This window comes from Candidatus Acidulodesulfobacterium acidiphilum, from assembly GCA_008534395.1.
In the GTDB taxonomy this organism is placed as follows: Bacteria; SZUA-79; SZUA-79; order Acidulodesulfobacterales; family Acidulodesulfobacteraceae; genus Acidulodesulfobacterium_A; species Acidulodesulfobacterium_A acidiphilum.
Map to the genome: position 1 here is coordinate 23,532 of SHMQ01000014.1, position 26,492 is coordinate 50,023.

A 26,492-nucleotide genomic window follows, 5' to 3' on the forward strand; every position below is an offset into this window, starting at 1 on the left:
GTCAGAAAAAGGTGTCAGATTTTATTTTACGCATACGAAAAGCAACAATTATAACGATAAAAGATTTTGCGTAAAATTAATCTGACACCTTTTTCGGATTAAAGCATTGAAATAAATTTTACAATTATTTCAATATAAGATAAAATATATGCTATCGGAGGTTGTCTGTATGGATAAAGTAAAATTTGTTTATTGGCAGGATGAAAATTTTTGGCTCGGTTATCTATATGAATATCCGGATTATATTACGCAGGGAGAATCTTTCGATGAATTAAAGGAAAATCTTAAGGATATTTATAACGATATAATATCAAATGCCGTTCCTTATGTAAGAAAAATTGCCGAAATGGAAGTTGCATGAAAAGAAAAGAGTTAATAAAGCAACTTGAAGATGCAGGTTGCACTTTAATTAGGCATGGAGGAAAACACGATTGGTTTCAAAATATAAACACAAAAGTAGTTCAACCGGTACCAAGGCATAATGAAATAAAAGAAAATTTGGCGAAACATATTTTAAAATTAATGGTTGATAAAAATTAGTTCGATAAGGAGGAGAAATAGATGATTTTAGTTTTAAAAAAAGGAGCGACTAAGGATGAAATCGATTACATTCTTAGTAAAATAGAGCAGGCGGGATTAAAACCGCATATTTCTGAGGGAGCCGACGTAACTATTATAGGATGCATAGGACACGAAGACGCGGTAAAGGCTTTTTTTGAAGAGGCGGAAGCGCTTGCGGGAGTCGATAAAGCGATAAGAATATCGAAACCTTATAAACTTGCTTCAAAGGAGATGGGCAAAGAAAGGAGCGTATTTAAAATAGGAAATATAGAAATAGGCGGCGACGATATAGCGGTTATAGCAGGACCGTGCGCCGTAGAAAACCTTGAAAACCTTACCGAAATCGCCGAAAATATAAAAAAATCCGGCGCCAAGATATTAAGGGGCGGGGCGTTTAAGCCGAGGACGAGCCCTTATACTTTTCAGGGACTCGGCGAAGAAGGGCTTAAATATTTAAGCGAGGCGAGAAAGAAAACCGGACTTTTAGTCGCTACTGAGGTAATGGACCCAAGAGATTTAGACCTTATATGTTCTTATGCCGATATTATACAGATAGGCGCAAGAAATATGCAGAATTTCAGACTGCTTCAGGAAGTAGGAAAAGTAAACAAGCCTGTAATTCTCAAAAGAGGCTTGTGTTCCACGATACAGGAATTTTTAATGTCCGCCGAATATATTATGTCTAACGGCAATGAACAGGTTATATTATGCGAAAGGGGAATCAGAACGTATGAAACTTCTACGAGGAACACTCTCGATTTGAGCGCGGTACCCGTGCTGAAAAGGCTTTCTCATCTTCCTGTCATCGTTGATCCTTCCCACGCCGCAGGAGTCTGGTATTACGTCGAAGCGCTTTCTCTTGCCGCCGTGGCTGTAGGAACCGACGGACTTATGATAGAAGTGCATCCCGTACCGGAAAAAGCTTTCTCCGACGGAGCGCAGTCTTTAAAATACGATACTTTCGACGAACTCGTAAAAAAAGCTAGAGCGGTAGCAAAAGCTATAAACAGAAATATATAAAAGAACTCTTATAATATATATATTTATGTTTAAAGAGATTAAAATAATAGGTCTTGGTTTTATGGGCGCTTCTTTAGCCGGCGCCGTAAAGAGTAAATTAACGGGAACGGCCGTTAAAGGATACGATATAGTAAAAAACAATATAGATTACTGCATTGCTAAAGGAATAATAGACGAACCTTTAAGTTTGGATTCAGGATATGATAATGCGGCTTCCGAAAATTCGCTTGTAATAATGTGCGTTCCTCCGTCGTCTATAGTATCGTTTTTTGACGAATATGCGGATTTTTTCGGCGGCAGGGCTTTAATTACCGATATAGGAAGCGTAAAAGCGTTAATAGGAGCCAGGGCAAAAAAAAATAATTTAACTAATTTCGTAGGTTCGCATCCTATGTGCGGTTCCGATAAATCCGGACCGGAAAACTCCGATTTTTCTCTATTTAACGCTAAAAAATGCATAGTGATAAAAGAAAAAGAAGATTATGCCGACAAAGAGCGGAGTTTTAAGATAGATAAAATAGCGGGATTTTGGAAGTCGTTAAATATGGAAGTTATTTTTAGCGAGGCTGAAACGCACGACGAAATAACCGCTTATACGAGCCATTTACCGCATCTCGCCGCTTTTTTATTATCCGATACCGTGCTTTCCCATGTAAAAAATAAAAAATTTTCTTCATACGCAAGTTTTATAGGCGGCGGTTTTAAAGACTCTACCAGAATAGCTTCTTCTTCGCCGGACTTATGGACGGATATATTTCTTATGAACGACGAAAAAATCATTTTTTCTTTAGATAATTTTATAGCTTCCGCAAATTCCATTAAGGGTCTTATAGAAACGGGCGACAGAAACGGGTTGGTTTCATATCTTAAAAAAATATACGAGGACAGAAAAGAGGCTGGAATTTGACGCAGGATTTATTAAAATTTAATCACGATAAAGTTTTAGTAGAGGGTCTTTCAAAAGAATTCAGCGCAGAAATAGAAGTTCCGGGCGATAAATCTATATCGCACAGGACGGTTATGCTAGGAAGCATAGCCGGCGGGAAATCACGCGTTTACAATTTGTCCGTCTCCGGCGATAATCTTGCTACGGTAGCCGCATTCAGAAAACTCGGCGTAAATATCAAAAAGCAAAATTCGGGCGGTTCAAAAAAAGACTTTATAATCGAAGGCGTAGGTTTTTACGGTTTAAAAGAGCCGAAATCCGTCATTAATACTTCAAATTCCGGAACGCTGACGAGGCTTATAGCCGGAATGCTTGCCGGAAACGATTTTTTTTCGGTGCTGTCCGGAGACAAATATCTTAATTCGCGTCCAATGCAGCGTATTATCGAGCCTTTAAGACTTATGGGCGCAAAAATATCGGGCAGGGGCGGCGATTCTTATCCCCCGCTTGCTATTTCAGGCGGCGGGTTGCACTCCGTCTTTTACGAAGTTCCGGTTCCTAGCGCTCAGGTTAAATCCTGTCTTATGCTTGCCGCCCTTTACGCCGAAGGCGATACCGTAATATACGAAAGGAAAGCTACGAGGGACCATACCGAAAATCTTCTTAAATTTCAGGGTTATCCCGTCAACACGGAGGATTCTCCCTCAGGAGGCGGTTTTATTACCGTTAAAGGCAGGCATGCCGGAGGTTTAAACCCTTTTGAATTCAGGATACCCGGAGATTTCAGCAGCGCCGCATTTTTTATAGCTCTCGGCATATTAAATAAAAATTCTGAAATTACCGTCAAAAATATCATAATAAACGAAAAAAGGACCGGACTTCTCAAGGCTTTAAAAATGATGGGCGCGGACGTAGATACGGTTATTAAAGATATATCTCCCGAAACGGCAGGCGATATAAAAGTAAAATATTCGGATAATATAAAAGGAATAACGCTTCCTCCCGAAATAGTTCCCGATATGATAGACGAATTTCCTATATTTGCGGTAATAGCTTCCTTTGCGGAGGGCAAGACGGCGGTTACCGGAGCAAAAGAATTAAGGGTTAAGGAAAGCGACAGGATTAAGGCTATAGTTTATAACTTAAACGCTATAGGTATAGATATTAAAGAACTGGAAGACGGATTTGAAATAAACGGAAATCCGGACTTAAAATGCGCCGGAAAAGGTTTGCTAAAGAAGTTAAATTCTTTCGGCGACCACAGGATAGCAATGTCTATGGTAATCGCCGGACTTATTTTAAAAAACGCTAAACTGGAAATAAAGGATATAAACTGCATAAATACTTCGTTCCCCGAATTTTTCGATACCGTAAATTCGATAATAAAATAATAAAACTGCAGAGAAATTAAAATTATAATGGATTAATTATGAAAATTATAGTAGCGCCTTCGGCAGGATTCTGTTTCGGAGTTAAAAGAGCGGTAAATATGGCGTTAGAGGCTGCGGAACAGTGTAAACCGTCAGAAATACTAAATACCCTTGGGCCTATTATACACAATCCCCAAGTCGTTAAATCTTTAGAAGATAAAGGCGTATTTTCGATAGACGACATAGAAAACGGGCGTTTAGAAACGATATTGATACGCTCTCACGGAGTCAAAGCCGAAACGATGGAAACATTGAAATCTAAGGGGGTAAAAATAATAGACGCTACCTGTCCTTTTGTTAAAAAAGCGCAAAATTATATAAATACGGCTGCTTTAAAAGGTTATTTTGTAATAATGGTGGGGGATAAAAACCATCCTGAAGTGCAGAGCGTAATAAGTTTTGCCCAAAAAGACAGATTTCTCGTAATTAATAAAGTCGAAGACTTAAAAAACGTTCCGCTGTCGGAAAAAATAGCGGTAATTTCACAGACTACCCAGGATGTAAATTTTTATAAAAATATAGTCGGAGAAATCAAAAAAATAGCCGAAGAAGACGTGGTGGTTTTTGAAACAATCTGCGACGCGACCATAGACAAACAGGAAGAATCAAAGGTTTTAGCTTCAAACGTGGACGTTATGATAGTAGTAGGCGGTTATAACAGCGCAAATACGAATAAGCTTCAAAATATATGCAAGGAAATTCAGCCTAATACTTATCACGTAGAAACAGAAAACGAGATTAGAACCGAATGGTTCGTTAACGCAAAAAGCGTAGGGATAACAGCCGGAGCTTCCACTCCGGACTGGATAATCGAAAAAGTTTTAAAAAAAATTCAGATAATCGATGAAAATTTGTCTGAGTCGTGACGTTAAGGAAATGTACAATTAGTGACGGCGACAGAATTAAATTCTGTCGCCGTAATAAAAAATTTGCTTAATTTGCTTAAATGTGTTAGATTAGTCTTATAAAATTTAGGAGGTAGTAATTAATATTATGGCAAAGAAAAATTTCAATCAGTTTGAAAGCAAAGAAAATCCCACGGAATTCGAGATATTGCTCGGGTCTTACGAAAACATGAACAGCAGGGGGCTTGTAAGACAGGGCAGAATTTTGGATATCGACGAGAATTATGTTTATGTCGATATAGGCGACAAATCTGACGGAATAATTACTATCCAGGAAATCTCGTCGGGCGGAAATATAGATATTACCGGTATAAGCGTTGGAGATTCCATAGAAGTTTTCGTCGGAAGCTACGACGATAAATTAGGCTATCTTATATGTTCGCGCGAGAAGGCTAAAAACGTATACGCTTTAGACGATATAGAAAAAGTTTGCAGCGACAACGAAACTATAAAAGGAGTCGTAACGGCAAAAACCAAAGGCGGACTTATAATAGATTTAAACGGCATAACCGCGTTTCTTCCGGGCTCTCAGATAGACGTTAAGCTCACCAGAGATTTCGACGTATTTCTCGGCAAAACGTTGGATTTAAAAGTTATAAGCGTCGATAAAAAGAACTGCAACGTCATAGTGTCCAGAAGAAAGGTCATCGAAGACGAAATAAAGAAATTAAAAGAAAATGTTTTAACGGATATAAAAGAGGGCGACGTTCTGGAGGGAATAGTTAAAAATATTACCGATTACGGCGTTTTTATCGACCTTGGCGGAATGGACGGACTCATTTATATTACCGATATTTCATGGAAAAGAATATCGCATCCGAGCGAAGTTTTAAGCCTTGGACAAAAAATCAACGTAAAGGTAATTAAGTTCGACGAAGAGAAACGCAGGGTATCGCTTGGATATAAACAGCTTTTCGACGATCCGTGGCAGAATATTACGGAAAGACATAAGCCGGGAGATATTATCGAAGGAGTTATAATAAATATCACCGATTACGGCGCATTCGTCGAGCTGGACGACGACGTAGAGGGGCTTATACATTTATCCGAAATGTCCTGGGACAAAAAACAGACCGACCCGAAAACTTTCCTGACGAAAGGACAGAGAGTTAATGCTTATATATTAAGCATAGAGCCTGATACGAGAAAATTGTCTTTAAGCTTAAAAAGGCTGACCGAAAGCCCGTGGAATTTATTGAAAGAAAAATATACGGTAGGCACCGTAGTCGACGGTACGGTTAAAAATATTTACGAATTCGGGGTTTCAGTCGAATTAGAGCCGAATTTAGAGGGATATATAAAACAGAACGATTTTTCGTGGACGAAAAGAACGAAGCATCCTCACGAACTTTTTAAGCAGGGCGACCCGGTTAAAGCCGTCGTTTTAAGCATAGACGAAGACAAACAGAGGATTTATCTCGGAATAAAACAGCTTACCGAAAGTCCCTGGTCGCAAATTAAGGAAAAATATTCCGTAGGTTCCGTAATAACGGGAACCGTTTCCAATATAACGGAATTCGGTATATTCGTCCAAATAGAAGACGGCATAGAAGGGCTTATACACAATTCAAAAATTCCGGAAAATTTTATAACGGAGAATAATATAGCTAAAGGCTCTAAAATCAACGCAGAGATAATTATGCTGGACGTCAACGAACAAAAAATAGGTTTGTCTCTTATTAACGTAGCGCAGGATAATAAATAACTATGGGTATAAATAAACATCCTTTTTTAAGCGGATTATTTTTCTTGGCAGTATTCGTGGGAATATTCGCTATTTTTATTTATTTAATACTTTTTAAGTTTAACGCTAAATCGAACTATAATGTAGTCAGGGGTTCCTCAAATAATGCCATAGGCATAATCGATTTAACCGGCACTATTACAAGCTCTTCCGGTTTTATCAGACTGCTGGAGCATTATAAACACGACCCGGACGTTAAAGCCGTTATAATAAGAGTCAATTCTCCGGGCGGAGAGGTCGCTCCGTCGCAGGCTATTTACGAACAGCTTATGAAATTCAGAAAGCAAAAAAAAGTCGTAGTGTCTATGGATTCCGTAGCGGCTTCCGGAGCTTACTATATTTCTTCGGCCGCCGACGAAATAATTGCCGAACCGGGAACGCTAACGGGTTCGATAGGCGTTATCATGGAAATGCCGAATTTTTATAAACTGATGAGAAAAGTGGGCGTGTCTTATAACTACATAGTAAGCGGACCTTACAAAGATATAGGAACGCCTTTTAAAGAGATGACCCCTATGCAGAGGAAAAAATTGCAAGGCGTAGTTATGAACGTTTACGGACAGTTCGTATCGGCGGTTGCAAAAGGCAGAAATCTTAAAGTATCTTACGTTAAAAAATTAGCGAACGGCATGGTTTATTCGGGACAGCAGGCTCTTAAATATCATCTTGTAGACAAACTCGGGGATTTTCAGGATGCCGTTAAGGCCGCGCAGAAATTAGCCGGAATAAAAGGCAGTGCGACGTTGATATATCCGGTCAAGAAACAGCCGGATTTATTTCAATCTTTTATAAAAAGAGCCGTAAAGTCTTTTGTAAGCAGTATAGGCGGTTCTTCTTTTTTTAAGAATCCCGCTTTTGTATCATACGGCGACATGAAGTTAGATTTTTAATATAAAATAATATTTTTATATTTTATGGAAATTATTTATGCCCCATGGCGAATGGATTATTTAGTTAAAGATAAATCTAAAGACGAATGCGTTTTCTGTATAGACAGCAAATATTTCGACGATAAATACGTTCTATTTAAAGGTAGCCATTCCTACGTAAAACTTAACACTTTCCCTTATAACTGCGGTCATCTTCTGGTTATTCCCTATACTCACACAAAAGAGCTAAACGGACTTTCTTTCGAAGCGGGGGCGGAAATAATGAAGATTTTGTCCTTAAGCTGCGATATACTTAAAAAAGTTTACAGATGCGATGCTATAAACGTCGGTTTAAATATAGGCAAAGCTGCCGGAGCCGGCATAGAACAGCATCTTCATTTTCATATTATTCCTAGATGGGAAGGAGACGTCAGCTTTTATACCGTCTGTTCGGAACTGAGGGTGGTTTCGGAAATATTAGACGATACTTATAATAAACTTATCGGCGATTTCAAGAGCATTAAACTCTAAACGGAGGTATCTATTTCAAATGGCAAAAATTATAAATATCGTTCTATTGCTCGTTTTTGTAATATTAGTTCTTGATTTTACCATACAGAACCATATACGCGTCAGCGTAAAACTTTTCGGATTTCAATCTATTAAACTTCCTATTTCCGTTATAGTTTATATCGCAATATTAATAGGCATTTTAATAGCGCTAATATATCATTTTTATTCGGTATATAAAATAAAAAAAGATTTTAAAAAAATGAATAAAAATGAACAATTATGACGGTACCGGATTTTTTTGGAAAATATAGCTTAGAAAAGTCTATAAAGAAAATTTTTTATGATTATGCATACGGAGTTTCGGCGCTTAATTTAATTGAAAGCATTGGAGCGGTATCCGAAAAATTAGGATTTAAATCATTTCTTATCGGCGGTTTTCCAAGAGACGTTTTAATCTATATATTAAAGTCGAATGTCGAAACCGCCGGGCATTATAAATCTTCCAAAGTTTTTAACGATTATTCCGGATTTTTAGATTTAGACGTTGCCGTAGAAGGCAGTTCGGAAAAGTTCGTATCGTTCTTTAAAAACGATAGAAATTTAAAATTCCTCCTTAATTCTTTAAATATACACGAAAGGTTTGGAACGACGCTTGCGGAATTTTACGTAAGGGGGAAACCTTTAAAAATAGATTTTGCTTCTTTAAGGACGGAAATTTATGTAAAATCGGGAATGCTTCCTAAAGTAGATACTTCGGCAACCCTTGAAGAAGATATCCTTAGAAGAGATTTTACCGTTAATACCGTTGCTTTTTCGATTAATCCGTCTAACTTTCTTGAATTAACAAGTTATTCATCCGGAATAGAAGATATTTTAAATAAAAAAATTAAAATCCTCCATGAATTTAGTTTTATAGACGACCCTACGAGAATTTTCAGAGCAGTCAGATTTGAAAAAAGACTCGGGTTTCAAATAGACCGCATAACGTTAAAACTTTTAAAAAATGCTTTATCGCAAAAAGTTTTAGACAATATTTCCGGCAAAAGAATAACTGCTGAATTATATATTTTGTTTAAAGAAAAAAATCCGGAAATATATTTTGAAAGATTAAATGAACTGTCGGTTTTAAGTTCTGTCAATCAAAATTTAAGATTTATAAAAAGAAATAAAATTATTATTAAAAGAATAAGCCGTTATTTTGGCGAAGCAAAAAATTTTAAAATTTTAAACGAAATCTTTAAAAATATAGACGAAGGCAAAAAATTATTTTATCTTGCCGGAATTTTTTACGGTTTGAACGAAAAAGAATCGGCGGAAATTTCGGAAAGATTAAAATTAGGAAATACAGTCTGGAAATCTTTGAAAAAGTTATTATTTACGGACAGGAATGAGATAGATAATTTAAAAAATAATTATAAAGTAGATAACGTCGTCGAACTCTATAAAAATTTAAATAAGATAGAAAGTAAAAGCATTCTGTTTTATTTATTTCAACACGAAGACGAAAAAAAAGCCGATTTGATTTTTAAAAAAATTGTAGTAAGATATTTAGAAAAATCCGTTTTAGAAAAACCGTTTTTAAAAGGCGGCGACATTAAAGCTATGGGTATTTGCGAAGGGCCGGTTTGCGGAATAATTCTTAACGAAATAAAATCTTTAAAAGCCGCCGGCAAAATTAAGAATAAAGCCGACGAAATTAAGTACGTCGAATCGCAATATTTAAAAAACATAAAAAAAATTAATAAATCTAAAAATGGAGGCCAAAAATGATTGAATTTAATTTTAAAAATGTTTTAAGTTCGGTAATAGAAGAAAACGGCATAGAAGAATCCGCAGTAAGGTCGCTTGAGAATGAAATCGTCGAAGCGAGAAGAAGCCTTAACGAACTTAGGCGCAACGGCGAAATAGGATTTTACGACGAAATATCTAATATGGGGATGGTAAATGAAATTAAAACCAAAGCCGAAAGTTTTTTTTCTAAAAATTTTAAAACTTTATACGTATTCGGCATGGGCGGTTCATCCCTCGGAGCTATATTTTTAAAAGAAGCAATGTCCGGAATGTTTAAAAAAAGAAAAGACGGCGCCGCCGAAGTTATTTTTTCGGAAAATATAGACCCTTCTTATTTAAAAAACAATTTAGATTCTATTGAATTTAAAAAAACTTTATTCTGCTTCGTTTCTAAATCCGCGGATACTATAGAAGTAGTTTCCCAGTTTTTTATAGTAAAAGAAATATTGGAAAAAACCGTAGAAAATTATAAGGAAAATTTAATTTTTATTACCGATAAAAAGAGCGGTTTTTTAAGAAAATATGCCGATGAAAACGGGATTGCGGTTTTAGATATCGCTAAAAACGTCGGCGGAAGATATTCTATAGTCACCGCAGGCACTTTATTTCCGGCATACGTCATGGGGTTAGATATAGAAAAATTTTTGCACGGTTCTTTGACATACAGAGACAATATTCTAAATAAAGGCGTTTTTGAAAATAACCCTGTATATACCATGGCGGCGGTTATATATCTTTTTTATGTAAAAAAGAAAAGAAACATATTCGTTCCTTTTGTTTACGGCGACTATTTGAGAGAGTTTTCAAGATGGTTCAGACAGCTTTTTGCCGAAAGCCTTGGAAAAGATTTGACGTCTCCTACTCCGGTACCGGCGGTCGGGGCTACAGACCAGCATTCGCAGCTTCAGCTTTATATGCAGGGTCCGCAAGATAAATTGGTAGGATTTTTCTGCCTTAAAGATTTCGGCGCGGATTATAAAATAAATTCTTCTGGATTCAATGAATTTGATTATTTAAACGGCAAAAAACTTTCCGAAGTTTTAATGAATGAATTAAAAGGAGTCGAACTGGCTTTTGCTATGAATAAAAGACCTTCGTTCAGGGTTACTTTAGATAAAATCGACGAATTTAATCTCGGCGAACTTTCTTTTATGTCTATGGAAGCCGTTGCAGTTCTTGGAATGCTATTAAAAATAAATCCTTTCGATCAGCCGGGCGTCGAAAAAGGAAAGAAATTCGCCTATCTTCTTATGGGAAAAAAGGACGATTCGCTGTCGAAAGAATCGGAAGAATTAAAAAGACTAAACGCAGTTCCGGATATGCTTTATTAAATGGTTAATATACTTTTAACGGATTTATGCTTAAAAAAATAATAGTAATAGGAGGTCCGACATGTTCGGGAAAAACGGAATTTTCTATAGAACTTGCTGAACGTTTCGGCGGCGAGATAATAAATTTCGATTCGATGTGCTTTTATAAATATTTCGATATAGGAACGGCAAAGCCGGACTACGAGGCAAGAAGCAGGGTAAAGCATCATCTTATAGATATAAAATATCCGGACGAAGAATATAACGCGCGGATGTTTTCCTATGACGCCGAAAAATTAATAGAAGATATGGCTTCACGCGGAAAAATTCCCGTTTTTACGGGCGGGACCGGTCTTTATATTAAAGCTTTAATATACGGACTTTCGCCTATTCCTGAAATAGATAAAACGGTTTACCGCAAAAAAGCTTCGGAATTAATAAAAGAAAAAGGACTTCCGTATTTATACGAAACGGTTAAACAAATAGACCCCGGATATGCTTCTAAAATATCGTCTTCGGATACGCAGAGAATTACCAGAGCTTATGAAGTTTATTTCGCTACCGGCAAACCTTTATCCTTTTATCTCGGCAAAAATCCTTTCGGACGGCAGAGGTACGATTTTTTATGTTTTAACTTATATCCTCCGAAAGATTATTTAAAATCGTGTATAATGGAAAGGACTTCGGCTATTATTAAAAAAGGTCTGCTCGAAGAAACGAAAAAAATATTGAATATGGGATATAAAACCGATTTAAAGCCTTTTAAAGGAATAGGCTACATGGAGTCGCTAATGTATTTAAACAAAGAACTGCCTGCGGAAAAAGATTTATACGATAAAATAGTTTCTTCTACTTTAAAATACGCAAAAAGGCAGTTTACTTTTTTTAAAAAATTTGAAAACGTTTTGCCGGTTTATTTTACCGACTTAAATGCAAAGATAGAATTTTCGTCAAAATATATCGAAAGGTTTTTATAATGACCCAGAGAGCTTTGCTTATCGGAATAAATACAGACTCGGATATCGAAAAAAGCAGAGATTCGTTGGAAGAACTTAAAATGCTTTCGGAAACCGCGGGCGCGGAAAATGTTTTCAGCGTTTTAAAAAACATAAAAAAAATAGACCCGGCTTATTATCTTTCAAAGGGTATGCTTGAAGATATAAAAGACAAAACGGTTTCGGAAAATGCAGATATAGTAATAATCGACGCCTCTTTAAGTCCTGCTCAGGAGCGCAATCTTTCGGAATATTTCGATTTAAACGTAATAGACAGGACGAGGCTTATTCTTGACATATTTGCCGTTAACGCAAGGACGGCGGAAAGCAGATATCAGGTAGAACTTGCCATGATGAATTATATACTGCCAAGGCTTAAAGGCGCAGGAATAATGCTTTCCAGGACCGGCGCCGGCATAGGAACGAGGGGACCGGGCGAAACTAAATTGGAAACGGACAGAAGAAAAATAAGGCTTAAAATTACGCATATAAAGGAAAAGCTGAAACTTTCCGAAAAAACAAGAACGCTTCACAGGTCTAAGAGAAGCCGTCATGGTTTTTTAACCGCGGCCATCGTAGGATATACCAATTCAGGCAAAACGACGCTTATGAAAAGCTTGACGGGCAAAGGAGAAAAAGGCGAGAATAAGCTTTTTGCGACGCTTGGGACAAAAACGGCTTCAATTTACGACGATGCAAAAAAGAAAAAAGTTTTAATATCGGATACCGTAGGTTTTATTCAAAATCTTCCGCTTTTTTTAGTCGATTCTTTTAAAGCTACGCTTGAGGAAACGGTCCATGCGGATTTATTGCTGCATGTAATAGACCCCTTACAAAATTCCGTAATAGACAAGTCGGGAGAGGTTATTAAAATATTAGACGAAATAGGAGTAAAAGATAAAACGATTCTTACGGTTATAAATAAAACAGACCTTATAGGCGAAGAACAGGCTGATTTTTTGAAAAATAAGTTTGAAACTGTTACCGGCGGCTCCGTTATAGCCGTTTCCGCTAAAACCGGAAAAAATATAGATTTATTAAAAGAAAAAATATTCGATTTATTAAATATGGAGCAATATAATGGTAAATAAGTTTATGAGCGTTATATTTTTTTTAACGGTTTTATGCATTTCATTCCTCATTTTTTCTGCCGACGTTTTCGGCATGAGCGTTAAAGTCAAAACTTACGTCGTAATTCCTAAAAGCGAAGCGGCATCCGGACATTCCGCAGACCTTCAGCAAACTGCAATAAAACGTGCGATAATGCTGTCGGTGAAAACTGCCGTAAAACGTTTTATAGGCAAGAAAATTTTTTTAAAAAAACAAACCGGTATTATTCTTAAAAAAAATATCTACCCTAACGGACAAAAATATATATACTCGTTTAAGGTTTTAAAGTCGGGAGAATATCTTAATCTTTATTATATAAGCATAAAGACTCATATAAGAGCCGGAAGTTTGACAAATGCCCTTAAAACGCTCGGATTTCGTATACTTAAAACGGAGCATCCGGGCGAAAAAGCCGTTTACGGCGTTTATTACGTAAAATTTACCGGCAGATTTAATAACGGCGATTCAAACCTGTTCCAGAAACTAATGATTAAATATTCGCGTCACCTTAAAAATCTATATATATCTTCGTTTTCGGAAGATTACGACGAAATAAAAGTTCTTTACTACGGAAGTATCGTCAGGCTGTTAAAGAGGGTAAATTTCATAATAAATTCTTATCTTAACGCAAAAATAACTACCGCAGACGATAATACCGTAACGATAAACGTAATCGCTCATAAAGCGGAGAAAAAAACGCATTAAACGTCAGAATAATCCGAATATATTTTTCAAAGAAGTTATAGCCATAGAGTTCAGATAAAAGTTGAAAATTGCATAAAAGAAGATGCTGAGGAACATAGGTATAAAGAAATAATAGTAAATATTTTTATTTTTTTCGTATAAAACGCCGAGAGCAAGCGATATAGGCGGAGCCCCGATGAACATCTGCCCTATAAATAGCCCTATTATAGGTCCGTATTTTTCAATGTAATTATGTGCTTTTCTGCCTTTTTTAGAAGAAATCATTCTGTCTATAAATTTAATGGATTTCAACTTTAAACCGGCGTAAAACAGCACCGAACATAAAACGGTTTCGGAAAGGGTTATTAAAAAGATGCTTGCGTAAGGGTTTAATTTATAATAAACGGCGTATGCCGTCGATACGTATTTTCCGCCTATTAACGGAGTCATATTAATAGCGGTCATTATAATATATTTTAAATATAAAGGTTTCATACAGATTCTATAAAGGTTTTAAACATACCGTATTTTTGTTTTTTTAGCATTAATCTGGTATAATTATAACTATAAATAATATAATTATAAAGTATAAAATTTGTCGGAATAAAAAAATGTACTATTTTGCACCGGTATCGGATATGTTTGAAACTGCCGATTATATAGCGGTATACGTAGAATTAGCCGGAGTCGGAAAAGAAGACATAAATATAGAAATAGATGGAGGAGTGCTTGAAGTCAGCGGTATTAAACGCCGTTTTGGAACTAATGAAGAATGTAATTTTCAAAGAATGGAGAGACCTTTCGGCTTATTCAAAAGAAGATTTAGTCTGCCTTCTTCCGCAAACTATGAAGGCGTAAAGGCTTCATTCGAGGAAGGTCTGCTTGAAATAATTATTCCCAAAAAAAAGAGAAGCGGAGGATTTAAAATTTCCTGCATTGAAATTAACGATTGAAAGACAAATAATGTAAAAATACTATTAAGGACGGTAAACAAACTTATGTTTAATTTAGATTATTACGAGGATAAGCTTTCAGAAAGCGGATATAGGGTTCTAACGATTTCTATAGAAGAATCGAAAAGAAGAAAACATTTTTATCTTGGACCGGAGCATATTTTTTATGCCCTGACTTTGGTTGACGAGGATCTTTTAAATGAAATTTTTTTGGAGTTAAGAATCGACAAAAGAAAGATAATGAAACTTTTGAACGATTATATGATGTCTTCCGACCAGTATGTCGGAGAAGGAATGAAAATTCCGCTTCAAACAAGAAATTTATTTAAAAGCGCTTACGATTACGCTCAGAGCGCGGGCAGAAACCTTATAGAATCTTCGGATTTTTTAATGGTAATGTTTCAGGAGCCGAGTTCCGCTCCAAACAAAGTTTTTAAAGCGCTCGGCGTGGATTCCGTGGTGCTTGCCGATAAGATTTTTCAAAAAATGAGGGAAAGGAGGAGCAGAAGCGACGAAAACAGAAGAAAATACGACCTGCCTTATACCCTAAGACAGCATGCCGTAAATTTAAGCAAGCTTGCAATTATGGATAAACTGCCTTTAGTATTCGGAAGGGAAGAAGAAATTACCAGACTGATGGAAATACTCTGCCATATAGACAGACCTAATTCCGCTATAATAGTCGGCGAACCCGGCGTTGGAAAGACGGCGGTAGTAGAAGGCCTTGCTAGAAAAATAGAACTCGAACCCTACAGCGTTCCGGCAAGGCTCAGAAATAAAATTATAGTAAATCTTCAGATGAATTCCTTAGTGGCAGGAACGGTTTTCAGGGGCATGTTCGAAGACAGGATGGAAAAGATAATAAACGAACTGAAGTCCAGAAAAAATATAATTTTATTCGTCGACGAAGTGCATACCATTATCGGTGCCGGTTCTGCGATAGCCGTTCCGAGCGATGCGGCAAATATATTAAAATCTTCCCTAGCAAGAGGCGAAGTGCAGATGATTGGAGCTACGACCCTTTCGGAATACAAGGAGTTTATTTCCGAAGACGAAGCCCTTGCCCGCCGATTCAGATTAGTAAACATAAACGAGCCTAATGTAGAGGATACGAAAAGAATACTCTACGGGCTTAAAAGAAGATTCGAAGATACTTACGGCGTTGAAATAGAAGATTCCGCTCTTGACGAGTCGCTTAAACTGTCGTCCCGCTATTCCAAGTCTTTAAGGCTTCCGGACAAAGCTATCGGATGGGTAGATTCAGGATGCGTAAAAGCCGAAATATACAACGACGATAAAATAGTTAAAAAGGAGAATATCTATCAGGTAATCGCGCAGGAAACCGGCATGCCTATAGATTTGATTAAAAGAGACGTTTTAGAAAGGTTTCAGGATATGGAGGAATTTTTCTCAAAAAGGATAGTCGGACAGAAAGACGCCGTTAATTCTTTAGCAAAGCATTTAAGGCTTAATAAAGGTCCTTTGAAAGGAAATTTTAACAGGCCGGATGCCGTGCTTCTTTTTTTAGGCCCCACGGGAGTCGGAAAAACGGAAACTGCAAAGGCAATGGCGGAGTACCTGTTCGGTTCCGAAAGAAATATAATCAGGATAGATATGTCGGAATATAAAGACGGCTCGATAGCGGTCGATAAATTAATAGGTATGCCGAGAGGCATAGTCGGTTCTTCGAGAGGCGGAACTTTAACCAATCAGGTAAAAGATAACCCCTATTCCGTAATTCTTTTGGATGAAATCGAAAAAGCCAGCGATCTCGTATTTAATCTTTTCCTTCAGGTTTTCGACGAAGGTTTTTTAACCGACGGAAGAGGCAAAAGAGTTTATTTTTCGGATTCCGTAATTATTATGACGTCGAATCTGGGTTCGCATGAATTTTCAAAATTTACGAAACCGCTCGGTTTTATAGAATCAAACGATATAGTAAAGTCTATTAAGGGAACGATAAATAAAGAAATCGAAAACTTTTTTTCTCCGGAATTTATCAACAGGATAGACGATATCGTTATTTTTTCGCCGCTTACTAAAGAAGAAGTTAAAAAAATCGCATTAATGCATATAGAAACTATAAATAAAACTATGTCGGAACACCACAAAGAAATTATAGTTACCGACGCCGCTTTGGAAAAATTAGTAGAGACCGGCTACAGTTCTAAATTCGGAGCGAGATTTTTAAAGCGTACCGTCGACGACCTCATCAAGGTACCGCTGACGCTTAAATGGAAAGATGGAGATATATTTACCGCCGAACTTAAAGACGGCGAGATATCTATCTCATACGATAAAAATCCTGAAGACGGCGATATTGCAAAAAAAGTTAAAAACGGAAAAGAAAAATACAAGGAGGAACCTGATTATGCCTGATAAGGAAGCCGAAAAATCTTTTAAAGTAGTAGATAAAAGGAAGATTTCGGAAACCGAAGAAATAAAAGAAACACAGAATACCGAAGAAGCGAAACCGGCGGAAAAAGCCGATGAAAATACGGCGGGAACCGCTGCCGGTTCCGAAAAAAAAGCCGCAGACGAAACTGCCGCCGATATGCCTGATTTTGAAGCAGATTTTGCAACGTTCATCTATTCGCTTAATACGCAGGCGCTTCTTTTTATGGGTAAGATACCGAATCCTATATCCAAGAAATACGAGAAAGACTTAGGAACGGCTAAATACTTGATAGATACTATAGACATGCTTTCTAAAAAGACCAAAGGAAATCTTGACGAAAATGAAGCCAAACTTATAGAAAATATTTTATACGATCTTAGAATGGCTTATATTTCGGAAAAAAAATAAACCGGAGGCGATATATTTTTATGAATCTTAATAATTTTACCATAAAATCTCAGGAATTAATAGAACTTACGATAAATACGGCTAAAGAGTCTAAAAATCCGGAAATATCGGATTTGCATTTATTATATGCCCTGCTTAATTACGACGAAAACAGTATAGCATTATCTATTTTTAAAAAAATAGGCATAGACCTAAAATCTTTTACCGAACAATTAGAAACGGCGCTGTCTAAACTTGCCGTTGTAGAAGGAGGAATGGAGCCGGCTTTTTCTTCGTCGATGAAGCGTATTTTAGACGCCGCGGAAAAGAATAAAAATTTCATGAAAGACGATTTTGTGTCCGTCGAACATTTCGTTCTTGCAATGTTTGACGTCAAAGATACAAAATCATACGAGTTATTAACTAAATTTGGATTAACTAAAGACAACGTCCTTAAAGTTCTTACCGATATCAGAGGCAATACGAAAGTTACCGACCAAAATCCCGAAGATAAATATCAGGCTTTGGAAAAATATACCGTAAACTTAACACAGCTTGCAAAATCCGGAAAAATAGATCCGGTTATAGGCAGAGACGGCGAAATAAGAAGAATTATGGAAGTACTGTCCAGAAGGACTAAAAATAATCCCGTACTGATAGGAGATCCGGGCGTCGGCAAGACGGCGATAGTCGAAGGACTTGCTAAAAGAATCGCCGACGGCGACGTTCCGGAAATCCTTAAAGAAAAAGCAGTTCTTTCGTTAGACCTTGGCTCTTTAATTGCGGGGGCTAAATACAGGGGCGAATTTGAAGACAGGCTTAAAGCGGTCGTAAAAGAGATAAAGTCTTCCGAAGGCAGGATAATAATATTTATAGACGAACTGCACAATCTCGTAGGCGCGGGAAAATCCGAAGGAGCGATGGATGCATCCAATCTTCTGAAACCGGCTCTTGCAAGAGGGGAGTTAAGGGCTATAGGAGCGACTACGCTTGACGAATACAGAAAATACATAGAAAAAGACGCCGCTCTGGAAAGAAGATTTCAGCCTATTTTCGTAGACGAACCGTCCGTAGAAGATACTATTTCTATACTCAGGGGACTGAAAGAAAGATACGAAGCATATCACGGCATAAGAATAAAAGATTCAGCCTTAATTGCGGCGGCTACGCTGTCGCACAGATATATTACCGACAGATTTTTGCCGGATAAGGCTATAGACCTTATAGATGAAGCTTCGGCAAAATTAAGAATAGAAATCGATTCTCTTCCCGCCGCTCTCGACGAAGTCCAAAGAAATATAATCAGAATTAAAATAGAGCAGGAAGCGCTAAAAAAAGAAAAAGACGAACAATCTAAAAAAAGATTAAAAGAGCTTGACGAAGAGCTTGCAAATCTGGAAGAAGATTTCAATCAGAAGAAAGCAAAGTGGCATAACGAAAAAGAATATATCCAAAAAATAGGCGAAATTAAAAAAGAAATAGATTCTCAGAGAATTGAGGAACAGAGATACGAAAGAGAAGGCAAATACGATAAAGTGGCGGAAATAAGATACGGCAAATTAAACGAACTTGAAAAGAAACTTGAAGACTTAAATAAATCTCTCATTGCAATGCAGAAAAACGGAAGCTTTTTAAAAGAAGAAGTAGATTCCGAAGACATTGCAAGAGTAGTTGCTAAATGGACCGGAATACCCGTTTCTAAACTTATGGAAGGAGAAAAAGAGAAACTTCTTCAAATAGAAGAGCACCTTCACGACAGGGTGATATCGCAAGATGAAGCAATCAACAGCGTGGCTAATACCATCAGGCGTTCCCGCGCCGGTTTATCTGACGCAAATAAACCGATAGGTTCATTTATGTTTCTAGGACCGACCGGCGTCGGAAAGACGGAACTGGCAAAAGCCCTCGCCGAGTTTTTATTCGACGACGAAAACAATATAGTAAGAATAGATATGTCGGAGTATATGGAAAAGCATGCGGTATCGAGACTTATAGGCGCTCCTCCGGGCTACGTCGGGTACGAAGAGGGCGGACAGCTTACGGAAGCGGTAAGAAGGCGTCCTTACAGCGTAGTTTTATTCGACGAAGTAGAGAAAGCTCATCAGGACGTGTTTAACGTAATGCTTCAGCTTCTCGACGACGGAAGGCTTACCGACGGACAGGGAAGAACGGTCGATTTTAAAAATACGATTGTCATTATGACATCCAACATAGGTTCCGATATTATACAAAGTTACAGCGGCAAGCAGTATGAAGAAATGAAAAACAGCGTGAACGGGATTTTAAAAAATTATTTCAGGCCCGAGTTTTTAAACAGATTAGACGATATAATAATATTCCACGCTTTAAGCGAAAACGATATAATGAAAATCGTCGAAATACAGCTCAAAAAACTTATTAACGTACTTAAGGAAAGAGGCATAGACGCCGAATATACGGATTCTTTGCTTAAGTTTATAGCAATGGAAGGTTACGATCCGATTTATGGAGCAAGACCCTTAAAGAGAGCGGTTAAGTCTTTCATACAGGATAAAATTGCCGTCGATTTATTGTCCGGCGCAATCGTTTCCGGCGATTCGATAGTTATAGACTATAAGGAAGAATCGGGGGTAATCGTCGAAAAGGTTACTGTAGTTACCCCCGAACCTGCCTAAAACTCATTTTGCCGTTTTGACAATTTATATTTGTCAAAACGGCAAAAAATTTAAATTTTTTAAAGGTGTCAGATTTATTTATTTGCTTACTGACGACAGGGTTTACAGGTAATTAAATACTTTAACTTTTAATATGGCACGGTTTTTGCATTAATAAATAATAAAAATTAAGCGAGGGTTTTTAGACTATGAAATTGAAATTTAAGTCAGATTCAAAAATTATAGGCGCAGGAGTAGCCGTTCTTATCGGTATAATAGCGGGGGTTATAATAACCGCCAATTTGCATCTTTTTAAAAAATCTATGGCGGAAGGAACCGCTCCTGTAATTTACTCTACTACGAACTCTACGGTACCCGCGCAGAATGGACCAAGCAATTTCATTGCATTAATAAAAAAAGATAAACCTTTCGTCGTAAATATAAGGACGACTCAAAAAGTTAAGAGCGGTCCTTTTCAGATGTATGAAAGTCCATTCGGCACACAGCCCAACCCTTTCGGTAATTTTTTTAAAAATTTTTTTAATAATGCTCCGCAGTCGACATATACAGAAGAAAGTTTAGGTTCTGGAGTAATTATAAGTAAAAACGGTTACATAATTACTAATAACCATGTCATAAAAGGAGCGACTAAAATATACGTAAAACTTTCTACAGGCAAAACGTTTAGAGCAACGGTTATAGGCAAAGACCCGCAGGTAGATCTTGCCCTGCTTAAAATAAACGACGGCAATAATCTTCCGGCGGCGGTACTAGGTGATTCCGCGAAATCTCAAATAGGCGAATGGGTTCTTGCAATAGGAAATCCATTTGGTTTAGGCTGGACGGTAACGAATGGAATTATAAGCGCAAAAGGCAGAGCTATAGGAGGACCTTACGAGGACTTTATTCAAACAAATGCCGCAATTAATCCGGGAAACAGCGGCGGCCCGCTGATAAACATGAAAGGTCAGGTAATAGGCATTAATACGGCAATTATAAAAGGAGCTCAGGGAATAGGCTTTTCTATACCGGTAAACGTGGTAAAAGAAGTTCTTCCGGAGCTTGAAACAGGCAAAATAACGAGAGGCTGGCTCGGAATAGAAATTCAGGAGATCACTCCGTCTCTTAAAAAAGCGTTTAATCTTCAAACTACTCGCGGAGCGCTTGTTTCCTCTGTAGTTCCAGGAGGACCGGCGGCAAAAGCAGGCTTAAGAAGCGGAGACGTCATAATAAAATACAACGGTATAAAAGTAAAAGAAATGTCTCAACTTCCGTGGTTAGTCGGCAATACTAAACCGGGAGCGACGGTTCCGATAGAAGTAATAAGGAACGGGAAAAAGATAGCTTTATCTATAACGGTGGGCAACTGGAACAGCAAAAGCAATATTTTTAACCAAAAAGCCCAGAAAATTTCGGCAAAAAAATTAGGAATAACGGTTATCCCTCTTACTCCTCAAAATATGCAGAGTTACGGGATACAAAACGTTCATCACGGAGTTATAGTTTCAAAAGTTATACCCGGCGGCGCAGGCCAAAGAATGGGTATAATGCCTGGGGACGTTATTGAGTCGATTAATCATCATATCGTTAATAATATTTCGGAGTATGTAGGCGATATAGACAGGGCGGAAAAATCAAAACAGTTCCTGTTTTATATAAGACGCGGCAATATGAAGCTTTATCTGGCATATTCTATAAAATAAATTATATATATCGGCAACATAATAAAAAGTTTTCTCGAAACCAAGACAAACTGTAAGCTTTCCATCACTCCTCCTAAAGGTGGCCCGGTTCCGTAAAAAGAGCCGGGCTATTTTTTTATACTCCCGTATGATAAAATATTACTCCAATGAATAATAATTTTATACTTGGAACCGCCGGTCATATAGACCACGGAAAATCTTCCCTTATTAAAGTTTTAACCGGCATAGAGACCGACAGATTAGAAGAAGAAAAAAAGCGGGGTATAAGTATCGTTTTGGGTTATGCCGATATGCGGTTCCCTTCCGGTATTTCCGCAGGCATAGTCGATGTTCCGGGTCACGCAAAATTTATAAAGACTATGGTTTCCGGTTCAACCGGCATGGACGGGGTTTTGCTTGTAATTGCGGCAGACGACGGAATAATGGCGCAGACTAAAGAACATATGCTTATTTTAAAACTTCTGGGAATAAGGCTTGTAATTCCGGTAATAACGAAAACAGATGCAGTTTCATCAGAAATCCTCGCAAAAAGAGAATCCGAAGTAAAGCAATTTTTAAAAGCATACGGTTATGAAAAATATTCGTCGAATATCTTTAAAGTATCGACAAAATCAGGCAAAGGAATCGAAGAATTAAAAGAAAATATAGAAAAAATTATTCAGGAATATAATTCCCTGCCGCAATATAATAAAATTTACAACCCCACCAAAGTTTTTCTGCCTATAGACAGAATTATTTCTTCAAAAGGTTTCGGGACTATATTGGCAGGAACGTTAAAGTACGGAACTTTTAAGGTAAACGACGAAATTCAGATAATGCCGCAGGGTATAACTGCAAGGGTAAAAAGTATAGAATCTCATAATAAGCCGGTAGATAAGGCTTTTAAATCCATGAGAATATCGCTTAACGTGCCTTCGGTTAAAAAAGAAAACGTAAAATTTGGATACGTTATATCCGAAAAAAATTCTTTAATTGCGTCAGATACCGTTTTAACCAAAGTGTTTTACGACTTTGAAAACAAAAAAGACCTTAAAAGCCATATTAACTTAATGTTTATGACGGGAACGTTGTCCGTTGCGGGTAAAATAATAGTTTTTAATCATGAAAAGAAGATTAAACCCGGAGAATATTCGTATGCTTTGTTTAAATTAAACGGAGAAATAGCTTCGGTAACCGGCGAAAAATTTATTATAAGGGATATAGGAGCCGGAAAAACTATCGGCGGCGGTACCATTATAGATTCTTCGGCTGATTACGAATACTCGGAAATTTTTAACGAATCATACGAAAAAATTATTTCCGATAATGCAAATGACGCTGTTTACGGTTTTATAGAAATATTCCAACCCGTTAATTTAGAAAGTATTTATAAAAAATTTAATTTAAATTTATCCGATTTTTTTGACGTTATAGAGCGGTTAAAAAAAGACGGAAAAATAATAACCGATAAGAAAAACAGACATGCATTTACTTCGGATTTTTATAATAAAGGAAAAAAAATATTAACCGGTATCATAGAAAAAGATAAAAAAATTTACGGCAAAACAGAGCTTTTTAATGTTTTTACCGAAAGCATAAACGCGGAAAATATTTATAAAGAGGCTTATAAAACGGCGGATATTGTTTTCGATATTTTGATAAACGACTTGTTAAGCGAAAAGTATTTATCTTACGACAGCACGGGAAATATAATTCCTAAAGGATTTGAAGCAGTTAAAGAAGCCGGTGCGGATATTCCTCCTGAATACGCAGACGCGGCAAAAAAAATAGAAGATTTATTGATTTCCAACGGAAACAGCGTTCCTGATTACGGCGAAATAGAAAGAAAATTAGCCATGCCCAGAAAAACATTAAATTATATATTGAGTTTAATGCTTAAATCGTCCAAAATCGTAAAAGTCAAACATGATATGTATTATTTAAGAGAACAGATAGACTTCATAAAATTAAAATTAGACGCTTTTTTCGATAAAAATGAAAAATTGGAGCCTAAGGATATAAAAGAAATTGCCGAAGTTTCCAGAAAATATGCGATACCCCTTCTGGAATATTTCGACGGTATCGGATACACGGTAAAAAAAGGAGAATACAGAATTAAAAAATAAAACATCCCATTTTTTTCGTTTTTTTGCTATAATAGAAGACGGAATAAACTTTAACCTGATTTCCTAAAATTTAATTTATAATATTTATAACAAACTATATGCCATATAAAGACCTGCACGAATTTATCGGAGTTTTAGAAAAAAACGGCGACTTAAAAAGAGTCGGCGCTCCAGTCGACAGGATTTTGGAAATAGCCGAGATTGCAGACAGAACGGTAAAAAAAGAGGGTCCGGCTCTTTTATTCGAAAACGTTAAAGGATATAATTTTCCCGTTTTAATAAATATGTTCGGTTCCAACAAGAGAATATTGAAAGCTTTTGAAGTCGAAAACTTAGACGACGTCGCCAAAAGAATAGAGGAAATTATCGACCCCGACATTCCGACAAATTTTTTTGAAAAGATAAAATCCCTTTCAAAGCTTAAAAAACTTGCCGACTATATGCCCAAGATAGTAAAAAACGCAAAATGCAAAGAGGTTATAATAGATAAACCGCCACTTTTAGACATTCTGCCCGTTTTAAAAACATGGCCGGAAGACGGCGGTCCGTTTATTACCCTTCCGCTTGTTTTTACTAAAGATCCGGAAAAAGGTTCTACGAACGTAGGTATGTACAGGATGCAGGTTTACGACGATACGACCTGCGGAATGCACTGGCATATACATAAAGACGGCGCAAGACATTTCAGGAAATATAAAGAGCTGGGTCAAAAAATACCGGTTTCGGTAGTCATAGGTTCCGATCCGTCCGTTATTTATTCGGCAACGGCTCCTCTGCCTCCGGATATCGAAGAGATGATGTTCGCCGGTTTTTTAAGAGGCGAAGCCGTCGAATTAGTTAAATGCGAGACTAACGATATATACGTTCCGGCAAACGCCGAATTCGTACTCGAAGGATATATAGACCCAGGCGAAGATTTAAGGGTGGAAGGCCCTTTCGGCGACCATACGGGATATTATTCTTTGGAAGATTTTTATCCGGTTTTTCACGTAACTTTGATAACGCATAGGAAAAATGCCGTATATCCGGCTACGATAGTAGGCAAGCCTCCTATGGAAGACTGCTATATAGGAAAAGCTACCGAAAGATTTTTCCTTCCTGCCATAAAAAAGATTTTTCCGGAAATAGTGGATATGAATCTTCCTTTCGAGGGAATATTTCACGACCTTGCTTTCGTAAGCATTAAAAAAAGTTATCCGGGGCATGCAAAGAAGATTATGCACGGCATATGGGGACTGGGTTTAATGATGTTTACTAAAATTATAGTAATACTTGACGAAGACGTAAACGTTCAGGACAGAAGCGAGGTTATTTGGAGGATTTGCAACAATATAGACCCTAAAAGAGATATAACTTTCGTCGAAGGGCCGATAGACGTTTTGGAACATGCTTCAGATATTCCCAATTACGGCTCAAAAATGGGCATCGACGCTACTAAAAAATGGGCATCGGAAGGTTATAAGAGAAAATGGCCTAACGATATAGTTATGTCCGAAGAAATAAAAAAACTTGTCGATGCAAAATGGAAAGAGTACGGTATCGATGCTTAAAAAAATTAAAAATACTTTAGAATTAGTAAAATTTTCCCATACTATTTTCGTTCTGCCTTTTGCGCTTAGCGCTTTTTTTCTTGCTTTTTACGATAAATATCCGGATTCTTTCGGTACGCCTTTTTTTTATTATAAAATAATATGGATTATTATCGCAATGGCTTCCGGACGAAGCGGAGCAATGGCGTTCAACAGGATAATCGACAGAAAAATAGACGCTAAAAACAAAAGGACTATGTCTAGAACGCTTCCAAAGGGCGAACTGTCGGTTTTATACAGCGTTATTTTTGGAATACTGTCTTATGCGGTTCTTATTATTGCGGCATATGAACTTAATTTTACATGTTTCGTGCTTGCTCCATTTGTGATAGCTTTTGTAACTTTTTATTCTTTTACTAAAAGATTCACTTTTTTTTCCCATCTCGTTCTTGGAATAAGCATGGCATTAGGACCTCTTGGAACATGGCTTGCCGTAACCGGCAGTTTGGATTTTAAAATTTTAATTATGGGGCTTGCGGTAGTTTTCTGGGGAGCAGGATTCGATATACTTTATGCCGTAATGGATTACGATTTCGATATTGCAAACGGACTTTTTTCGGTGCCGGCTAAATTCGGAGTAAAAAATGCCGTAATAACTGCAAGGATACTGCATTTATTTGCCCTGCTCTGCCTGGTTTATTTATATTTTTTATTTAACCTTAATTTTTTATATATTATCGGTATAATGCTTGTTACCGGATTTTTTGCATACGAGCATATTCTTGTTTTTAAAAGTTTGGATAATATCGACATGGCGTTTTTTACCATGAACGGTTATATATCTATTACTTTTTTCGTATTTATGTCGCTAAGCATAGCGTATTATTATAAGTTAATATAAAAAAAATTATTTACTTAACGGCCTATTCGCTTAATTTTTGCAATTTAACATTTTTTTAAATTTTT

24 protein-coding genes are annotated in these 26,492 nt (G+C 37.1%); 23 read left to right on the plus strand and 1 reads right to left on the minus strand.

The features are described 5' to 3' along the window. Positions 1-169: 169 nt before the first annotated feature. The 15 genes from EVJ48_06065 (at position 170) to EVJ48_06135 (ending at position 13,839) form a co-directional block, all read left to right on the plus strand. Entirely contained in the window at positions 170-361 is a 192-nt protein-coding gene (locus EVJ48_06065) for a type II toxin-antitoxin system HicB family antitoxin (protein ID RZV38833.1), read from the plus strand. Further along, positions 358-540 carry a type II toxin-antitoxin system HicA family toxin gene (locus tag EVJ48_06070; GenBank protein ID RZV38834.1) on the plus strand — a complete coding sequence of 61 codons (183 nt, stop codon included), beginning with the start codon at positions 358-360 and terminating at the stop codon, positions 538-540. The genes EVJ48_06065 and EVJ48_06070 overlap by 4 nt, the downstream gene beginning before the upstream one ends. A gap of 21 nt (positions 541-561) precedes the next feature. Further along, the gene (aroF, locus tag EVJ48_06075) at positions 562-1,581 is read left to right on the plus strand and encodes a 3-deoxy-7-phosphoheptulonate synthase (GenBank protein ID RZV38835.1); all 1,020 of its coding nucleotides are present in this window, start codon (positions 562-564) and stop codon (positions 1,579-1,581) included. Positions 1,582-1,606: 25 nt separating this feature from the next. After that, positions 1,607-2,488: a prephenate dehydrogenase gene (locus EVJ48_06080; GenBank protein ID RZV38836.1), complete on the plus strand. Its 882-nt coding sequence runs from the start codon at positions 1,607-1,609 to the stop codon at positions 2,486-2,488. Next, the gene (gene aroA, locus EVJ48_06085; protein ID RZV38837.1) at positions 2,458-3,858 is read left to right on the plus strand and encodes a 3-phosphoshikimate 1-carboxyvinyltransferase; all 1,401 of its coding nucleotides are present in this window, start codon (positions 2,458-2,460) and stop codon (positions 3,856-3,858) included. The genes EVJ48_06080 and aroA overlap by 31 nt, the downstream gene beginning before the upstream one ends. A 38-nt stretch (positions 3,859-3,896) precedes the next feature. Beyond that, complete coding sequence (ispH, locus tag EVJ48_06090) at positions 3,897-4,763, plus strand: 4-hydroxy-3-methylbut-2-enyl diphosphate reductase (GenBank protein RZV38838.1); 867 nt, start codon at positions 3,897-3,899, stop codon at positions 4,761-4,763. A 127-nt stretch (positions 4,764-4,890) separates the two neighbouring features. Next, on the plus strand, positions 4,891-6,507 hold the full coding sequence (locus tag EVJ48_06095; GenBank protein ID RZV38839.1) for a 30S ribosomal protein S1: 1,617 nt from the start codon (positions 4,891-4,893) through the stop codon (positions 6,505-6,507). Between the two features lie 2 nt (positions 6,508-6,509). After that, positions 6,510-7,436: a signal peptide peptidase SppA gene (gene sppA, locus EVJ48_06100; GenBank protein ID RZV38840.1), complete on the plus strand. Its 927-nt coding sequence runs from the start codon at positions 6,510-6,512 to the stop codon at positions 7,434-7,436. Positions 7,437-7,460: 24 nt separating this feature from the next. Continuing rightward, a complete protein-coding gene (locus EVJ48_06105; GenBank protein RZV38841.1) occupies positions 7,461-7,946 on the plus strand; it encodes an HIT domain-containing protein in 486 nt (161 codons plus the stop codon). 19 nt (positions 7,947-7,965) lie between these two features. Further along, positions 7,966-8,211 (plus strand): DUF1049 domain-containing protein, encoded by a 246-nt coding sequence (locus EVJ48_06110; GenBank protein RZV38842.1) that lies wholly within the window; start codon positions 7,966-7,968, stop codon positions 8,209-8,211. Beyond that, on the plus strand, positions 8,208-9,698 hold the full coding sequence (locus EVJ48_06115; protein RZV38843.1) for a CCA tRNA nucleotidyltransferase: 1,491 nt from the start codon (positions 8,208-8,210) through the stop codon (positions 9,696-9,698). Before EVJ48_06110 ends, EVJ48_06115 begins: the two co-directional genes overlap by 4 nt. Continuing rightward, complete coding sequence (locus EVJ48_06120) at positions 9,695-11,050, plus strand: hypothetical protein (GenBank protein RZV38844.1); 1,356 nt, start codon at positions 9,695-9,697, stop codon at positions 11,048-11,050. Before EVJ48_06115 ends, EVJ48_06120 begins: the two co-directional genes overlap by 4 nt. Positions 11,051-11,076: 26 nt before the next feature. Continuing rightward, complete coding sequence (gene miaA, locus EVJ48_06125) at positions 11,077-12,006, plus strand: tRNA (adenosine(37)-N6)-dimethylallyltransferase MiaA (GenBank protein ID RZV38845.1); 930 nt, start codon at positions 11,077-11,079, stop codon at positions 12,004-12,006. Then, positions 12,006-13,115: a GTPase HflX gene (gene hflX, locus EVJ48_06130; GenBank protein ID RZV38846.1), complete on the plus strand. Its 1,110-nt coding sequence runs from the start codon at positions 12,006-12,008 to the stop codon at positions 13,113-13,115. The genes miaA and hflX overlap by 1 nt, the downstream gene beginning before the upstream one ends. Further along, positions 13,105-13,839 (plus strand): hypothetical protein, encoded by a 735-nt coding sequence (locus tag EVJ48_06135; GenBank protein ID RZV38847.1) that lies wholly within the window; start codon positions 13,105-13,107, stop codon positions 13,837-13,839. The genes hflX and EVJ48_06135 overlap by 11 nt, the downstream gene beginning before the upstream one ends. 3 nt (positions 13,840-13,842) lie before the next feature. On the opposite strand, the gene EVJ48_06140 is transcribed toward EVJ48_06135, so the two are convergent. Next, positions 13,843-14,313, minus strand: a complete 471-nt coding sequence (locus EVJ48_06140) for a hypothetical protein (GenBank protein ID RZV38848.1) — start codon at positions 14,311-14,313, stop codon at positions 13,843-13,845. A 116-nt stretch (positions 14,314-14,429) separates the two neighbouring features. On the opposite strand from EVJ48_06140, the gene EVJ48_06145 reads away from it, so the two are divergent. From EVJ48_06145 to EVJ48_06180, 8 genes are all read left to right on the plus strand, one after another. Beyond that, entirely contained in the window at positions 14,430-14,771 is a 342-nt protein-coding gene (locus tag EVJ48_06145; protein ID RZV38849.1) for an Hsp20/alpha crystallin family protein, read from the plus strand. A gap of 45 nt (positions 14,772-14,816) precedes the next feature. Further along, positions 14,817-17,150, plus strand: coding sequence for an ATP-dependent Clp protease ATP-binding subunit (locus EVJ48_06150; GenBank protein ID RZV38850.1), 2,334 nt, complete (start codon positions 14,817-14,819; stop codon positions 17,148-17,150). Continuing rightward, entirely contained in the window at positions 17,014-17,577 is a 564-nt protein-coding gene (locus tag EVJ48_06155) for a DUF1844 domain-containing protein (protein ID RZV38851.1), read from the plus strand. The genes EVJ48_06150 and EVJ48_06155 overlap by 137 nt, the downstream gene beginning before the upstream one ends. A 20-nt stretch (positions 17,578-17,597) precedes the next feature. After that, positions 17,598-20,210 (plus strand): ATP-dependent chaperone ClpB, encoded by a 2,613-nt coding sequence (gene clpB / locus EVJ48_06160; GenBank protein RZV38852.1) that lies wholly within the window; start codon positions 17,598-17,600, stop codon positions 20,208-20,210. A 188-nt stretch (positions 20,211-20,398) separates the two neighbouring features. Then, positions 20,399-21,892, plus strand: coding sequence for a Do family serine endopeptidase (locus tag EVJ48_06165; protein ID RZV38853.1), 1,494 nt, complete (start codon positions 20,399-20,401; stop codon positions 21,890-21,892). 146 nt (positions 21,893-22,038) lie between these two features. Next, the gene (gene selB, locus EVJ48_06170; GenBank protein ID RZV38854.1) at positions 22,039-23,997 is read left to right on the plus strand and encodes a selenocysteine-specific translation elongation factor; all 1,959 of its coding nucleotides are present in this window, start codon (positions 22,039-22,041) and stop codon (positions 23,995-23,997) included. A 98-nt stretch (positions 23,998-24,095) separates the two neighbouring features. Further along, a complete protein-coding gene (locus EVJ48_06175; GenBank protein ID RZV38855.1) occupies positions 24,096-25,547 on the plus strand; it encodes a menaquinone biosynthesis decarboxylase in 1,452 nt (483 codons plus the stop codon). Further along, the gene (locus EVJ48_06180; protein ID RZV38856.1) at positions 25,513-26,427 is read left to right on the plus strand and encodes a 4-hydroxybenzoate octaprenyltransferase; all 915 of its coding nucleotides are present in this window, start codon (positions 25,513-25,515) and stop codon (positions 26,425-26,427) included. Before EVJ48_06175 ends, EVJ48_06180 begins: the two co-directional genes overlap by 35 nt. Positions 26,428-26,492: the final 65 nt, after the last annotated feature.